Origin of the sequence: Streptomyces sp. NPDC006193 (genome assembly GCF_040613915.1) — a bacterium.
Classification (GTDB): Bacteria; Actinomycetota; Actinomycetes; order Streptomycetales; family Streptomycetaceae; genus Streptomyces.
Genome location: NZ_JBEXTB010000022.1, coordinates 45,925 through 60,654 on the forward strand (window position 1 = coordinate 45,925; position 14,730 = coordinate 60,654).

Here is a 14,730-nt window from a genome sequence, read left to right on the forward strand (position 1 = left end):
CCCCGCGGGGCCGCACGGCCGGCGCCACACCCCCGATCCCGCGCGACGGCATCCGCGCCGCCCCGCTCGGACGGTGCCCGCGCCGGGTGGCGGAGACGCCCCGCCGGACGACCCCTGGCGGCCGGGACTCGTGACGAACGTCACCGGACCCCGGCCCGGACCCCCGGCCTCTCGGCGGCGGGTCTTCCGCCGGGCCGGCCTCGAGGCCGGGCCGGAGCGGTGGTGGGCGCCTCAGGCCGCGTTCGGCCCGGCCCCGAGCGCGGCCGCCGGACCAGGGCGCGCTCGGGGCCGGGCCCCGGTCCGGGGAGAGCCGATCGGGGCGAACCGCTGTTTCCGGACATCCGCCAACCCCGCCCTGCCGTACGCCGAGTGGGTCCACGCGCACCGGCCCGCCGGCCTGGCCGGCGCGCTCGCGGGAGGCGTCCGGCACGAGGGGCCCGCCCGGGTGGGCGGCGGGGCCGCGCCGCGGGACCGACCGGCCGGCGCGTACGTACGACCGTCACCACAGGCGCTGCGGGACGCCGCCTGCCACCATGGAGAGGGGCGCACACGGCGAACTCTGTCGGGTACCCGCCCGTGCGCGCCTCACACCTGCCGTCCGACGGCCGCTCCCGGCGGAGCAGGGGCGTGGCCGATTGCTTTGTCCGCCGACGTGGAGGTGGGTTAGCCTGCGGCGTATTTTCTCATCATGCAAATCCGTGAACTGCGGAAATGCACACGCCAACGGCCGGGCGCCAGAAGCTCCCGGCAGCGGTTCGGAGCCCTCGCCCGGGGGCTCCTGGGGAGCGGATCGAGGGTGCGCATGGCCGGCAAGGCGACCGGGACGACCGAGGCGGTCCCGGGTGACCACGAACTGAGAAGACTGCTCGCGGGACTGACCGCGGTACGCGACGGAGACTTCGGCACCCGGCTGCCCGACGACTCCACCGGACTCATGGGCGACATCGCCACCGTCTTCAACGGCATGGTCGACCAGCTGTCCGTGTTCACCTCCGAGGTCACCCGGGTGGCCCGCGAGGTCGGTACCGAAGGCACCCTCGGCGGGCAGGCGCAGGTGCCCGGCGTCTCCGGCACCTGGGCGGACCTGACCGACTCCGTCAACGCGATGGCGGGCAACCTCACCACGCAGGTCCGCGACATCGCCCAGGTCGCCACCGCCGTGGCCAAGGGCGACCTGTCCCAGAAGATCGACGTACCCGCGCGCGGCGAGATCCTTCAGCTGAAGGAGACCGTCAACACGATGGTGGACCAGCTGTCGGCGTTCGCGGACGAGGTCACCCGCGTGGCCCGCGAGGTGGGCACCGAGGGCCGGCTCGGCGGCCAGGCCCAGGTGCCCGGCGTGGCCGGTGTCTGGCGGGATCTGACGGACTCGGTCAACTTCATGGCCGGCAACCTGACCGCCCAGGTCCGCAACGTCGCCCAGGTGACCACCGCGGTGGCGCAGGGCGACCTGTCCCAGAAGATCACCGTGGACGCCCGGGGCGAGATCCTCGCGCTGAAGAACACCATCAACACGATGGTGGACCAGCTCTCCGCGTTCGCGGACGAGGTCACCCGTGTGGCCCGCGAGGTGGGCACCGAGGGCCGGCTCGGCGGCCAGGCGGACGTCAAGGGGGTCAAGGGCACCTGGCGGGACCTGACGGACTCGGTCAACTTCATGGCCGGCAACCTGACCGCGCAGGTCCGCAACGTCGCCCAGGTGGCCACCGCGGTGGCGCAGGGCGACCTGTCGCAGAAGATCACCGTGGACGCCCGGGGCGAGATCCTGGAGCTGAAGAACACCATCAACACGATGGTGGACCAGCTCTCCGCGTTCGCGGACGAGGTCACCCGCGTGGCCCGCGAGGTGGGCACCGAGGGCCGACTCGGCGGACAGGCGCAGGTGCGCGGCGTCGCCGGCACCTGGAAGGACCTCACCGACAACGTCAACGTGATGGCCTCCAACCTCACCGGCCAGGTCCGCTCCATCGCCCAGGTCGCCACCGCGGTGGCCAAGGGCGACCTCTCGCAGAAGATCACCGTCGAGGCCAAGGGCGAGGTCGCCGCCCTCGCCGACGTCATCAACACCATGGTCGACACGCTGTCGGCGTTCGCGGACGAGGTCACCCGTGTGGCCCGCGAGGTGGGCACCGAGGGCCGCCTGGGCGGCCAGGCCCATGTGCCCAACGTGGCGGGCACCTGGAAGGACCTCACCGACAACGTCAACTCCATGGCGAACAACCTCACCGGCCAGGTCCGCAACATCGCGCTGGTGACCACCGCCGTGGCCAAGGGCGACCTGTCGAAGAAGATCGACGTCGACGCCCGCGGCGAGATCCTGGAGCTGAAGACCACCATCAACACGATGGTGGACCAGCTCTCCGCGTTCGCCGACGAGGTCACCCGCGTCGCCCGGGAGGTCGGCACGGAGGGTCGCCTGGGCGGCCAGGCCGAGGTCGAGGGCGTCTCCGGCACCTGGAAGCGCCTGACCGAGAACGTCAACGAACTCGCCGGGAACCTGACCCGGCAGGTCCGCGCCATCGCCGACGTGGCCAGCGCCGTCGCCGAGGGCGACCTGACCCGGTCCATCACCGTCGACGCCTCCGGCGAGGTCGCCGACCTCAAGGACAACATCAACTCCATGGTGGAGTCCCTGCGCGAGACCACCCGGGCCAACCAGGAACAGGACTGGCTCAAGACCAACCTCGCCCGGATCTCCGGCCTCATGCAGGGCCACCGCGACCTGCCCGTCGTCGCCGAACTCATCATGGACGAGCTGGCGCCGCAGGTGTCCGCCCAGTACGGCGCCTTCTACCTGGCCGAGGAGGGCGAGGCCGGGCCCGAGCTGCGGCTCGTCGGCTCCTACGGCCGGCCCGAGGAGGACCGCCGGCCCGTGCGCATCCCGTTCGGCCGCTCCCTGGTCGGCCAGGCCGCGCGCAGCCGCCGCACCATCGCCGTCGACGAGCTGCCGCCCGGCTACGTCACCATCTCCTCCGGCCTCGGGCAGGTGGAGCCCACCACGCTGCTGCTGCTGCCCATCGTCTTCGAGGAGCAGGTCCTCGGCGTCATCGAACTGGCCGCCGTCACCCCGTTCACCCCGATCCAGCGGGACTTCCTGCAGCAGCTCGTGGACACCATCGGCGTCAACGTGAACACGATCGTCGCCAACGCCCGCACCGACGAACTGCTCGAGGAGTCGCAGCGCCTGACCAGCGAGCTGCAGTCCCGCTCCGCCGAGCTGCAGGCCCGGCAGGAGGAGCTGCAGCGCTCCAACGCCGAACTGGAGGAGAAGGCCTCGCTGCTGGCCGAGCAGAACCGGGACATCGAGGCGAAGAACCTGCAGATCGAGCAGGCCCGGCAGGAACTGGAGGCACGCGCCCAGCAGCTGTCGCTCGCCTCCAAGTACAAGTCCGAGTTCCTCGCCAACATGAGCCACGAGCTGCGCACCCCGCTGAACAGCCTGCTCATCCTCGCCCAGCTGCTGGCCCAGAACCCCTCCCGCAACCTCACCCCCAAGCAGGTCGAGTACGCGGGCATCATCCACTCCGCCGGCTCCGACCTGCTCCAGCTGATCAACGACATCCTGGACCTGTCCAAGGTCGAGGCCGGGAAGATGGACGTGACGCCCGAGCGCGTCTCGCTGCGCCAGCTCATCGACTACGTCGAGGCCACCTTCCGGCCCATGACCACCCAGAAGAGCCTCGACTTCACCGTCACCACGGCTCCCGGCGCCCCCGCCGACCTGCTCACCGACGACTCCAGGCTGCGGCAGATCCTGCGCAACCTGCTGTCCAACGCGGTGAAGTTCACCGAACAGGGCGGCGTCGAACTGCGGGTCGAGCCCGCCTCGGACGACGAGGTGCCCGAGGGCGTGGTGCGCGGCGGCGGCATCGTGGCCTTCCGGGTGAAGGACACCGGCATCGGCATTCCCGAACAGCAGCTGGAGACCATCTTCGGCGCGTTCCAGCAGGCCGACGGGACCACCAGCCGCAAGTACGGCGGCACCGGGCTCGGCCTGTCCATCACCCGGGAGATCGCCTACCTGCTCGGCGGCGCCGTCAGCGTGGACAGCACCCCCGGCAAGGGCAGCACCTTCACCCTCTTCCTGCCCGTCGCCCGGCCGGACTTCGAGGAGGCCCTGCGCACGCGGCCCGCCCCGAAGCCCGCCGAGCTGGAGCGGACGGACGGCACGACCGGGCCCGAGCTGCCGCGGCACCTGCCCCCGGCCGGCGCGAAGCGGCAGCGCCCGCGCCGGCTGCTCGTCGTGGAGGAACGCCCGCGCGGGCTGCTGACGCTGGTCGCCGAGAGCGTCGTCGGGGACCTCGCGCACAGCCGCGCCGACGGCGGCGACCCGCCGGTCGACATCATCACCGCGGTCGGCGCCCAGGAGGCCGCCGGCGCCCTCGCCGCCGAGCCCTGCCACTGCGTCGTCGTGGAAATGGGCATGCCGGACGGCGAGTCGGCCCGCTTCCTGGAGGCGCTGCGCGGCGACTCGGCCCTGGCGAGCGTCCCGGTGCTGGTGCACGGCTCGCACCGCTCCGAGCCGCTCCCGGAGAACACCGCCGGCGGTTCGCTGGAGTACCTCTTCAGCCTGGACGAGCTGCGCGAGCGGATCGCGCTGCACCTGTCGGCCGAGGAGCCCGGGGAGGTGCTCACCCTGGTCCGGGGCGACGAACCCCAGCTCACCGCACCCCACTTGATCGACGAGCACACCCGCGGCCGTACCGTCCTCGTCGTCGACGACGACGCCCGGAACCTGTTCGCGCTCAGCGGCATCCTGGAACTGCACGGCTTCCGCGTGCTGCACGCCGAGAACGGCCGCAAGGGCATCGAGACGCTGGTGAACAACCCGGACGTGGAACTCGTTCTGATGGACGTGATGATGCCCGAGATGGATGGGTACACGGCCACGGCAGAGATCCGCAAGATGCCGCAGTACGCCGACCTCCCGGTCATCGCCGTGACCGCCAAGGCCATGCAGGGCGACCGGGAGAAGAGCCTCGCTTCCGGCGCCAGCGACTACGTCACGAAACCGGTGGACACCCATGACCTCATCGCCTGCGTCCGGCGCTGGCTCCCCGCATGACGGTCCGCCCGCCCGTCCGCCCGTCCGCAGGCCGAGGAGTACCGATCCGGTGACCACGCACGAAACGCCCGCCGAGACGGGCACGCCGGCCGGCGTGCCCGTCCAGCTCCCGGCCGTGGACATGTCGGTGCCCGACGTGCCGGCCTCCACTCCGGTGGGCCGGCTCGCCGCCACCGTGGAACGGCTGCGCCGGGAGGTGCGGTCGGCCCAGGCCGAGGCCGAGGGCCGGGCGCTGATCGAACTCGCCAAGGGCATCCTGGTCGAACGCCTCGGCTGCGGCCCCGCCCAGGCCGCACGCCAGCTCGCCGAGCTGACCGAGCAGGCGCGGATGACCCCGCTGGAGTTCGCGGTGGAGGTCATCAACCAGGCGGCCCGCGACCGCGTCACGGAGGTCACCGAGGCGTTCCTGTCCACGGCCGCGGACCCGGCCGGGCCCGTCGAGGAGTCCGCCGCCGTGCGGCTGCGCACCGCCGAGAGCGGTGTGCTGGCCGCCCACGACACCCAGGCGATGGCCGACTCGCTGCTCGAGCACGCCCTGCGCCCCCTCGGCGCGGTCGCCGTGGCCATCTGGGCGGCCGGCTCGGACGGCTCCCTCACCCTCGCCGGAAGCGCCGGCTTCTCGGCGAGCGAGGCGGCCCGCTGGCACTACGTGCCGCCCGACGTGGTCACCGTGGCCCGCCGCGGCCTGACCGAGCCCGACGGGCAGTGGCTGTCCTCGCTCGCCGCGTCCGGGCTGCCCACGATCGGGCGGCGGGAGTACACCGACGGCGCCCGGATCGCCGTACCCGCCGGTGCGGGCGGCCGGATCCACGGCGTCCTGGAGATCGCCTGGCCCAAGCCCGAGTCCCCGCTGCCGCGGCCGGTCGTGCGGCAGGTGGAGGCCCTCGCCGAGCTGTGCGCGCACAGTCTGGAGACCTTCGGCGCACCGCCCGGCTCCGAGTCGGAGCCCCGGCTGCTGCCCGACGTGGTCGAGCTGATGGACCTGGCGGACGGGCTGCACGACCCGGCGCTGGTGCTCGTGCCGCACCTGGACGACGCCGGGCAGCTGGTCGACTTCCGCATCCAGCACGTCAACAACCGCTTCCTGGACCCGGCGGGGCGGCCCCGGGCCGTCGTGGGCGGCGCCCTGCTGCTGGAGGCCTATCCGATGGCCGCCGGCGCCAGCGAGCTGTTCCAGCGGGTGGAACGGGTCTACGCCACCGGCGAGCCGTTCCGCGCCCAGCGGATGCGGCTGACCGCGCTCGTCGACGAGGTGCCGCTGTCCGCCGTCGCCGACATCAGCATCAGCCGGCACGGCGCCGGCGTGCTGCTGATCTGGCGGATCGAGGACGAGACGGCACGGCTCGCCAGCCTGCTCCAGCACGCCCAGCGGCTCGGCCGGATCGGCGGCTTCGAGGAGAACCTGCTCACCGGCGAGATCACCTGGAACGGCCAGCTGTTCGACCTCTACGGGCGTCCGACCAGCAGCCCTGCGGTCGCCCTGCAGGACCTGCCGGCCCACGCCCACCCCGACGACACCGTCACCCTCCGCCGCTTCCTGCGCACCCTGCTGCACCACCGCAGGCCCGCCTCGGCCGCGTTCCGGCTGCAGCGCCCGGACGGCGTGACCCGGCACATGCGCGTGGTCGCCGAACCCGTCCTCGACACCGACGGCCAGCTGTTCGGCGTCCGCGGCGCCTACCAGGACATCTCCGCCCAGCACTGGACCGAGGTAGCCCTCGCCGCGACCCGCGACCAGCTCGCCCACACCGAGCAGCAGGCGGTGGAGCGCAACCGGCTGGCCCTCCAGCTCCAGCACGCCATCATGCCCCCGGCCCAGGCCCCGCTCGAGATGCCGGACCTCCAGGTGGCGGTGCGCTACCGGCCCGCCGAGACCGAGAACCTCGTCGGCGGCGACTGGTACGACGCCGTCGTGCTGCCGTCCGGGCTGGTCCTGCTGTGCGTCGGCGACGTCGCCGGGCACGGCATCGAGGCGGCCACCAGCATGGTCGTCCTGCGCAACGCGCTGCGCGGCCTGGCGGTGACCGGCGCCGGACCGGCGCAGCTGCTGTCGTGGCTGAACATCGTCGCCCATCATCTGACGGGCGCGGTCACCGCCACCGCCGTGTGCGGCCTCTACGACGGCGAGCGGCGCACCCTGCGCTGGGCGCGGGCGGGCCATCTGCCCCCGGTGCTGGTCCGGGAGTCGGAGGCGACCGCGCTGCCCCCGGTCAAGGGGATGCTGCTCGGCGCCGTGCCGGAGGCGGGCTACGAGGAGACGGAGGTGCAGCTGGCCGCCGGGGACACCCTGCTGATGTACACCGACGGCCTGATCGAGCGCCGGGACCGCTCGGTGGAGGAGTCCCTGACCCATCTGCTGGACACGGCGCGTTCCGCGCCCAGCACCCTGGACCAGCAGCTGGACCGGCTGCTCACCTACAGCAGGTCGGACACCGACGACGACACCTGCATCGTCGGCATCAGGGTCGTCTGACCGGGGTCAGCCGGCTGCCGCGGGCGTGAGCGGCACGGTCGCGGTGACGCGCTTGCCGTGCGGCAGCCAGGTCACTCCCAGGTCCCGGCAGAGCATCGTCACCAGATGCAGCCCGTGGCCGCCGACCCGGCCGGGATCGGGAGGGCGCCTGCGCGGCGGCTGCCGGGAGGTGTCCGTGACGTCGACGCGCAACGCGGTGGCGTCGGGCAGCAGCTCCAGGCGCAGCGTGCACGGGCCGGGGGCGTGCTTGGCCGCGTTGGTGACGAGTTCGCTCACGACGAGCTGGGCGTCCTGCAGCGCGCGCCGTCCGGGTGCGGGCCGGGCCCGGGAGAGCAGGGCCGCGACGGCGTCTCTCGCCTCGGCGATGCTGGATATGCCCGAGTCCCAGATGCGGCTGTAGCGCAGGGGAGCAGGGCGGGCCTGCGTCGTCGCGTGCGTCCTGAGCGGGATGTCCATACCTCGTCGCCCTTTTCCTCTGGGGTGAGGGTCCCTTCCTGTGCACAACGGGTCGCGCCGTCACTCCCCGGCTACCCGCTGGGCCGCCGGTCAAAGGCCGTTCACGAGGAATCCTCCGGATGCCCGTGAACGGCTGGTGAGGGGGCGGCACGGCGGGCGGCGGCCGCGTGCGCCGCGACCGGGGGCCGGGTGGCCGCACACACGGAACGGGCCCGGAAAACCGCTTCCGCGGATTTTCCCGGGCCCGTTCCGGATCCGAATCGACGCACGCCCCGGTGGGTGGCGCCGGCAATGCCGGACGTCAGTGCTTGAAGACGTCCTTCGCCTTTTCCTTCGCCTGCCGGGCGTCACCGGCCGCGCCTTCCATGCGGCCCTCGGCCTCCAGGCGCTCGTTGCCGACGGCGCGACCGGCGGCCTCCTTGACCTTGCCCTTGGCCTGCTCCATCTTGCCCTTGGCCTTCTGATCGTCAGCCATCGCGTGTCACATCCCAACGTCGACGCGGTCTGTGGTCGCTTGTCGGATTGCCGTTCCGGCGCCGTCCAAACCGGAAAAGCGGAGACATCGCCCCGCGAAAGCAGCGAAGGCCGGGGTGGTAATTCGGGAACCCGTCGCCGCGGAGGCGGATAAACATGCCGGCGCGCTCGGCCTGTGCGCGCCCGGCGGAGCCGATGCGCACCATCACTCCGGCTCTCGGCGGCCTGAGCCCGCCCGGGTGCGGCGGAGGATCCTCACCAAGTGGACTTCGCGTGCTCCGCCGCCCTCAGCAGCAGGTCGTGCAGCACTGCCCTCTCCTGTGTCGTCAGCACGCCCAGGGACTCGGCCAGCACGTCGTCGACGACGCCGGAACCCCGCTCGTAGGCCTCCTGGCCTTTTGCGGTCAGGCGATGCCGGACGGCCCGGCCGGGCCCGGGGACCCGCTCCAGCAGTCCGCAGCCCACCATCCGTTTGGCGAGCTCTCCCATCGACTGGTCGGACTGGAACGTGAGTTCGGACAGGGTGTGCAGCGAGGCGTCCGGCCGGCTGTGCAGGTGGCGCAGTACATCCCACTGCACCAAGGACAGTCCCGCTGTGGAGAGCAGCCTGCGATTGGCCTCGCGGTGATGCAGCCACTGGAGGCGCTTGACGGCCAGACCCACGTCCTGGAGGGAGGTGTTCACGCAGACACCATACTTCCGCATCTTTATACAAGGAACCTTAGTCCCGCGGGCCGTCCGGTTCGGGGCGCCCGGCGCAGCCGAGGGTTCCGGTTGCGTGTCTAAGGATCCTTGTATAAGGTTCCTTATATGACTTGGACAACACCGATAGCAACGACCGGCCCGCCGTCTCCCGTCCGCACCGCGACCATCACCCTGGGTGAGGCCCCGGCCGACGTCGAGATCACGGTCGAGGAACAGGACCGGACCCGGTCGTTCCTCCTTCTCCACGGCGGCGGCGGCCAGGGCACGATGACCGGCTTCGCCGGACTGCTCGCGGAGCGCACCCGCTCCCGCGTCCTCACGCCGACGCACCCCGGCTTCGCCGGCACCCCCCGCCCCGATGCGCTGGCGACGACCCGCGACCTCGCTGCCGCCTACGTCGCTCTGCTCGAACGTCTCGGCCTCGCCGATGTCACCGTCGTCGGCAACTCGTTCGGCGGCTGGATCGCAGCCGAGATCGCCCTGCTGGCCAGTCCCCGCGTGAGCGGTGCGGTCATCGTCGACGGCATCGGCATCGAGGTCGCCGGCCACCCGGTGGCGGACCTCAGGGGCCTGTCTCCCGACGGCATCCACAAGCTGTCCTTCCACGACCCGGGCAAGGCTCCGGCCGTGGCGCCGCAGGGTGCGCCCTCCGCGGGTCCGCGCCCCGAGATGCAGGCCCTCGTGGGTTACACCGGCCCCGCCATGTCGGACCCCTCCCTGCTGGGACGGCTCGCCTCGGTGAACCTGCCGGTCCATGTCGTCTGGGGTGACAGCGACGGCATCGTCGACGCCGAGTACGGCAAGGCGTTCGCCGCGGCCATCCCGGGGGCCCGGTTCACCCTTCTGCCTCACAGCGGCCACCTGCCGCAGATCGAAACGCCCGAAGCCTTGCTGGGTGCCATCCTCACCATGTGAAACGCTGCGACACGGCGGCCACCGCATCCTCGGTGGGAGCCGGTCGGGCGCAGTCGGCACGGCCGACGCCGCCGGTCGTCATCATCCGCGGGTGCCCAACCGCCACTCCGGTTGTCGGGGCGCGCGCCGTTGCCATTTCTAGTAGACCAGTCGTATAGTTCACGGTGTCGGAACGCGGCACACACAGCGAAGAGGGTGGCCATCATGGGACGCATCAAGGTGGGCGTGGAGAACAGTGCGGACATCGAGCTGCACTACGAGGACAAGGGGACGGGCCGACCCGTGGTGCTGATCCACGGCTACCCGCTGGACGGGAACTCGTGGGAGGGGCAGGTGCCGGCCCTGCTGGAGGCCGGCTACCGGGTCGTCACCTACGACCGGCGGGGCTTCGGCAAGTCCAGCCAGCCCTCGACGGGTTACGACTACGACACCTTCGCCGCAGACCTGCACGCCGTGGTGGAGGCGCTGGACCTGCGTGAGGCGGTGCTGGTGGGCTTCTCGATGGGCACGGGCGAGGTCGCCCGCTACCTGTCCACCTATGGCTCGGAGCGGATCGCCAAGGCGGTGTTCCTGGCGTCCCTCGAGCCGTACCTGGAGATCACCGACGACAACCCCGACGGGGCGGCGCCCCTCTCCTTCTTCCAGGGTGTCTCGGACGCGGCCAGGAAGGACCGGTACGCGTTCTTCTCGGACTTCTACAGCGACTTCTTCAACCTCGACGAGAACCTCGGCAGCCGCGTCAGCGAAGGAGCGGTCCGCAACGCCTGGAACGTCGCCGCCGCCTCGGGGGCCATCGCCTCGGCCGCCGCCCCCCTCGCCTGGCCCACGGACTTCCGTGCCGACATCCCCAGGATCGACGTTCCGGCCCTGATCGTGCACGGCACCGCTGACCGCACCCTGCCCATCGACGCCACGGGCCGGCGCTTCGCCCGGGCTCTGCCCTCCGCGCAGTACGAGGAGATCGAAGGCGCCCCGCACGGACTGCTGACCACGCATACCGCGGAGGTCAACGAGATCCTGCTGGCCTTCCTCGCCCGGTGAGGTGACCGCCCCGTCGCCCGGCCCGCCCCGCGGCCGACGGTCCGCACCGACCGGCGCAGGCCACCCCCGCACGCCTGCCCGGACCCTTCCGGTCTCTCTCCGCACCGAGGCGAGACGGCCGGTCCATTGATCAAGGAGCAGTGACCATGAAGGTCCTCGTCGTTCTGACCTCGCACGACCAACTCGGCGACACCGGCCGCAAGACCGGGTTCTGGCTGGAGGAACTCGCTGCTCCCTACTACCGGTTCCAGGAGGCCGGCTGGAACGTCACGCTCGCCTCGCCCCAGGGCGGCCGCCCGCCACTGGACCCCAAGAGCAACGAACCCGCCAACCAGACCGACCAGACCCGCCGGTTCGAGGCCGACCCGGAAGCCGTCGCGGCACTGGCCAACACCGTGCGCCTGGACTCCGTCGTCGCCGACGACTATGACACCGTCTTCTACCCCGGCGGCCACGGCCCCCTGTGGGACCTGGCGGAGGACGCCGACTCCATCCGTCTCATCGAGGCGACCCTGCGCTCCGACAAGCCCCTCGCGCTGGTCTGCCACGCTCCGGGCGTCCTGCGGCACGCCGTCGACGAGGACGGCGAGCCGCTCGTGCGCGGCAAGCGGGTCACCGGATTCGCCGACAGCGAGGAGGACGCCGTCGCGCTGACCGACGTCGTTCCCTTCCTCGTCGAGGACGAGCTGAAGAGGCTCGGAGGCGACTACTCCAAGCTCGCGGACTGGGCGCCGTACGTCGTGCGGGACGGTCTGCTGATCACCGGCCAGAACCCCGCTTCGTCCGGTCCGGCGGCCGACGCCCTCATCGCGTTCGCCGGGGCCCGCGGCTGACGAGGCCCACGGAGATCACGCCGCCGCCGGTCCACGGGGTGATGCCCGCGGACCGGCGGCGGCATGACAGCGGTCACAGGGCCGGACCGCCTTCCAGGCGCAGGACGCAGACGTCTACTCAATCGTTGGGATCGTGGTCATGGCGACATCAAAGATCACCGCTGCCACCCGCCCGCCGAGCCGCGGCGGCGCAGCCTCCTGCGTGACGGCCGGGGGAGCCCCCGCGGTTGCGGCACATGCCGCCTGGGTCCGGCCCGCGGCTGCCGTCTTCACGGTGGGCTGGGGGGCGAACATGTTCGCCTCCGTGCTCCAGGTCTACCGCGCAGACCTCAGCGGCTTCCAGGTCAACGCCCTGTACGGCGCTTACGCCCTGGGGCTCGTCCCGGCTCTGCTGATCATGTCCGGGGTCTCCGACCGGCTCGGCCGGCGGCGGGTCCTCATGACCGCTCTGCTGCTCTCCGCCCTTGGCTCCGCGGTGATCCTGCTGTCCGGCGGGGCTTTCGGGACGATCCTGGCAGGGCGGATACTCGTCGGGGTCGCCGCCGGCTCGGCGTTCGGGCCCGGCACGGCATGGATCAAGGAACTCTCCGACGCCGCACGGGCCGACGGGGGCGGGGCCGGAGCCGGGGCGCGGCGCTCGGCAGTCGCGCTGACCGCCGGGTTCGCCCTCGGCCCTCTGCTGTCCGGAGCCCTCGTGCAGTGGGCGCCGTCGCCTGACATCACGGCCTACCTGGTGCACATCGCGCTGGTGGCACTGACCCTGCCGGTGGTGCGGCGGGCTCCGGAGCCGGCTCCGGCCGCCACCGGGCGGGCCGGTCACGCGTCGCACCGCAGTACCGGATCGATGAAGGTGCTGACCAGCCGCGTCTTCCTGACCGCGGTCCTTCCGACGGCGCCGTGGGTCTTCGGGGCCGCGACCGTGTCCCTGGCGGCGCTTCCCGTTCTCGTCCCGCTGGGCGGCTACGGGGCCGTCGCCGGCGGTGTGGTCGCCGCCGTCACCCTGGGCAGCGGCATCGCGGTGCAGCCGTGGGCCCGGCGGCTGGCCCGGCGCTCCCCGGCGGCACCGTTCCGGGCGGGAATGGCCTCCGTCATCGGCGGGATGCTCGCCGCAGCGCTCACCGTCGCCACGGGTGCGCCGGTCCTCCTGATCGCCACGGCCGTCGTACTGGGCTCCGCCTACGGTCTGCTGCTGGTGAGCGGTCTGCGGCTCGTGGAGTCCCTCACCGACTCCCGCAACATCTCGACGGTGATCGCCGTGTTCTACAGCCTGACCTACGTCGGCTTCGCCCTTCCCGTTCTCGTGCAGGCGCTGGGCAAGCTGTGGGACCCGGTGTACGTCCTGATCGCCGGCGCGGCACTCGCGGTCGGCACGCTGGCGACGACCTCGCTGGCCTGGCGGGGTGACGCGCACGACGGGCATCCCGAGCAGGGCGACGATCAGGTGCCGGGCTCTTCTGCGTGAGGTGCCCGCCGGTGGCCGCGCCGCCCCCGCCGCAGGTGCTGCGCACCCCGCTCGGTCCGTGCTTCCACCTCAACTCCCTCCGTACCGCGCCGACGTACCGCGCCGATGTACCGGAGCGCCCGGAGGGACGGGCCGAGCGGGATCATGGCGCACGCTTCGCGTGCGGTTCAGTTTCTCGGCCGGAGGACCGTCACGCGTGCAGGAGCCGGCGGGTCACCGTCGTGGTGATGTCGAGGGGCTCGACACTGCGGTGGATCTTGGCCATGACACTGGCCCCGAGCCACATGTCGTACAGGATCCGGGCCGTTTCCAGCGGCGTGTCCTCGATCGTGACGGATCCGTCCGCGAGGCCGGCGGAGATGACTCGCTCCAACCGGCCGACGATCGCGTCCGTCCCCTCCTTGAGCGCCAGGCGCATCGACTCGGAGAGGTCGGACACCTCGGCCCCCAGTTTCACGGCCAGACACTTGCCCTGGCACTCGTCGATGCTCTGGGTCTCGCGCCACAGCTGCCAGTAGTCCATCAGGCGCTCGGCTGCGGACCGGTCGGGGGCTGCCAGGATGCGGTCCATGTCGGCGAGGTACTCGTCGAAGTAGCTCTTCAGCAGGGCTTCGCCGAAGGCGTCCTTGGACGTGAAGTAGTAGTAGAAAGAGCCCTTGGGCACGCCGGCCTCCGCGAGCACCTCGTTGAGGCCGACGGCGGAGTAGCCCTTGTGTGCCATGATCCTCCGGGCGACATCGAGGATCTTCTGACGGGTCTCGGCGCTTCGTGTCGCGGTTGCTGGCATGCCAGCGATTCTACCCGGCATTAGACCGGTCGTCTAAGTGCCGGTTGGCTTCGGTGGCCGTTCATCGCCTGGTGCGGGCGGACGCGGGCGAGCGCGGGGAGGTCCGGACCGCGGTGGGCGCTTCGCACGGGCTCGCGGCCTGCGGCGGCGAAGCCCCGTCGGCGGCTCGCGACGCCGTGGCGGCTCGCGGTCGTCGCGCGGGTGCCGCGGCTGCCGGGAATCGCCGTCCGCCCGCCCGCCCGGCCGGAAGCCGGGGCCGACGCGGCCGCCGGTACCGCCGGCAGGCGTGGCATCAGGACCCGGTGAGGCCGGCGCCACCCTCCTCGCCCGGCTCGGGCTGGCACGCCCGGCACAGCTCGTGGTCCCCGTCGCGGGTGACGACGGTCCCCCAGCCGAGGCACTGCTCGCAGTCGCGGGCGAGAGCGAGGTCGGGGCGGGGAGGCATCAGGTGGCGGTGGGCTCCGTGCGCCATACGGGGAGCGGCTCCTTGCGGTCGCGGGGGGAAGCGAGGGGGAGGGG

Annotated in this window: 11 protein-coding genes; 6 read left to right on the forward strand and 5 right to left on the reverse strand. The window is 72.2% G+C overall.

Features of this window, described 5'->3' with window-relative positions:
• The first annotated feature begins 802 nt into the window (after window positions 1-802).
• Window positions 803-5,065, forward strand: a complete 4,263-nt coding sequence (locus ABZ261_RS20240) for a HAMP domain-containing protein (protein WP_356860999.1) — start codon at window positions 803-805, stop codon at window positions 5,063-5,065.
• 121 nt (window positions 5,066-5,186) lie between these two features.
• Window positions 5,187-7,538 (forward strand): SpoIIE family protein phosphatase, encoded by a 2,352-nt coding sequence (locus tag ABZ261_RS20245; protein ID WP_356861099.1) that lies wholly within the window; start codon window positions 5,187-5,189, stop codon window positions 7,536-7,538.
• A gap of 6 nt (window positions 7,539-7,544) precedes the next feature.
• On the opposite strand, the gene ABZ261_RS20250 is transcribed toward ABZ261_RS20245, so the two are convergent.
• The 3 genes from ABZ261_RS20250 to ABZ261_RS20260 form a co-directional block, all read right to left on the reverse strand.
• Window positions 7,545-7,994: an ATP-binding protein gene (locus ABZ261_RS20250; RefSeq protein WP_356861001.1), complete on the reverse strand. Its 450-nt coding sequence runs from the start codon at window positions 7,992-7,994 to the stop codon at window positions 7,545-7,547.
• Window positions 7,995-8,295: 301 nt separating this feature from the next.
• On the reverse strand, window positions 8,296-8,469 hold the full coding sequence (locus ABZ261_RS20255; RefSeq protein ID WP_356861003.1) for a CsbD family protein: 174 nt from the start codon (window positions 8,467-8,469) through the stop codon (window positions 8,296-8,298).
• A gap of 254 nt (window positions 8,470-8,723) precedes the next feature.
• Complete coding sequence (locus ABZ261_RS20260; protein ID WP_356861005.1) at window positions 8,724-9,152, reverse strand: MarR family winged helix-turn-helix transcriptional regulator; 429 nt, start codon at window positions 9,150-9,152, stop codon at window positions 8,724-8,726.
• 126 nt (window positions 9,153-9,278) lie between these two features.
• Here ABZ261_RS20260 and ABZ261_RS20265 point away from each other — a divergent pair, with 126 nt between their 5' ends.
• The 4 genes from ABZ261_RS20265 to ABZ261_RS20280 all read left to right on the forward strand — a co-directional run bounded on the left by ABZ261_RS20265 (window position 9,279) and on the right by ABZ261_RS20280 (window position 13,424).
• Window positions 9,279-10,088, forward strand: coding sequence for an alpha/beta hydrolase (locus ABZ261_RS20265; RefSeq protein ID WP_356861007.1), 810 nt, complete (start codon window positions 9,279-9,281; stop codon window positions 10,086-10,088).
• A 204-nt stretch (window positions 10,089-10,292) separates the two neighbouring features.
• Entirely contained in the window at window positions 10,293-11,129 is an 837-nt protein-coding gene (locus ABZ261_RS20270) for an alpha/beta hydrolase (protein ID WP_356861009.1), read from the forward strand.
• Window positions 11,130-11,275: 146 nt separating this feature from the next.
• The gene (locus tag ABZ261_RS20275; protein WP_356861011.1) at window positions 11,276-11,962 is read left to right on the forward strand and encodes a type 1 glutamine amidotransferase domain-containing protein; all 687 of its coding nucleotides are present in this window, start codon (window positions 11,276-11,278) and stop codon (window positions 11,960-11,962) included.
• A 139-nt stretch (window positions 11,963-12,101) separates the two neighbouring features.
• A complete protein-coding gene (locus ABZ261_RS20280) occupies window positions 12,102-13,424 on the forward strand; it encodes an MFS transporter (protein WP_356861013.1) in 1,323 nt (440 codons plus the stop codon).
• Between the two features lie 190 nt (window positions 13,425-13,614).
• On the opposite strand, the gene ABZ261_RS20285 is transcribed toward ABZ261_RS20280, so the two are convergent.
• Window positions 13,615-14,211 carry a TetR/AcrR family transcriptional regulator gene (locus ABZ261_RS20285; protein ID WP_356861015.1) on the reverse strand — a complete coding sequence of 199 codons (597 nt, stop codon included), beginning with the start codon at window positions 14,209-14,211 and terminating at the stop codon, window positions 13,615-13,617.
• Window positions 14,212-14,503: 292 nt separating this feature from the next.
• Entirely contained in the window at window positions 14,504-14,683 is a 180-nt protein-coding gene (locus tag ABZ261_RS20290; protein WP_356861017.1) for a hypothetical protein, read from the reverse strand.
• Window positions 14,684-14,730: the final 47 nt, after the last annotated feature.

Excerpts from the sequence above, each read along its gene's own strand:
- ABZ261_RS20240 (WP_356860999.1), top strand. The coding sequence starts at position 803 with ATGGCCGGCAAGGCGACCGGGACGACCGAGGCGGTCCCGGGTGACCAC.
- ABZ261_RS20245 (WP_356861099.1), top strand. The coding sequence starts at position 5,187 with ATGTCGGTGCCCGACGTGCCGGCCTCCACTCCGGTGGGCCGGCTCGCC.
- ABZ261_RS20250 (WP_356861001.1), bottom strand. The coding sequence starts at position 7,994 with ATGGACATCCCGCTCAGGACGCACGCGACGACGCAGGCCCGCCCTGCT.
- ABZ261_RS20255 (WP_356861003.1), bottom strand. The coding sequence starts at position 8,469 with ATGGCTGACGATCAGAAGGCCAAGGGCAAGATGGAGCAGGCCAAGGGC.
- ABZ261_RS20265 (WP_356861007.1), top strand. The coding sequence starts at position 9,279 with ATGACTTGGACAACACCGATAGCAACGACCGGCCCGCCGTCTCCCGTC.
- ABZ261_RS20270 (WP_356861009.1), top strand. The coding sequence starts at position 10,293 with ATGGGACGCATCAAGGTGGGCGTGGAGAACAGTGCGGACATCGAGCTG.
- ABZ261_RS20275 (WP_356861011.1), top strand. The coding sequence starts at position 11,276 with ATGAAGGTCCTCGTCGTTCTGACCTCGCACGACCAACTCGGCGACACC.
- ABZ261_RS20280 (WP_356861013.1), top strand. The coding sequence starts at position 12,102 with ATGGCGACATCAAAGATCACCGCTGCCACCCGCCCGCCGAGCCGCGGC.
- ABZ261_RS20285 (WP_356861015.1), bottom strand. The coding sequence starts at position 14,211 with ATGCCAGCAACCGCGACACGAAGCGCCGAGACCCGTCAGAAGATCCTC.
- ABZ261_RS20290 (WP_356861017.1), bottom strand. The coding sequence starts at position 14,683 with ATGGCGCACGGAGCCCACCGCCACCTGATGCCTCCCCGCCCCGACCTC.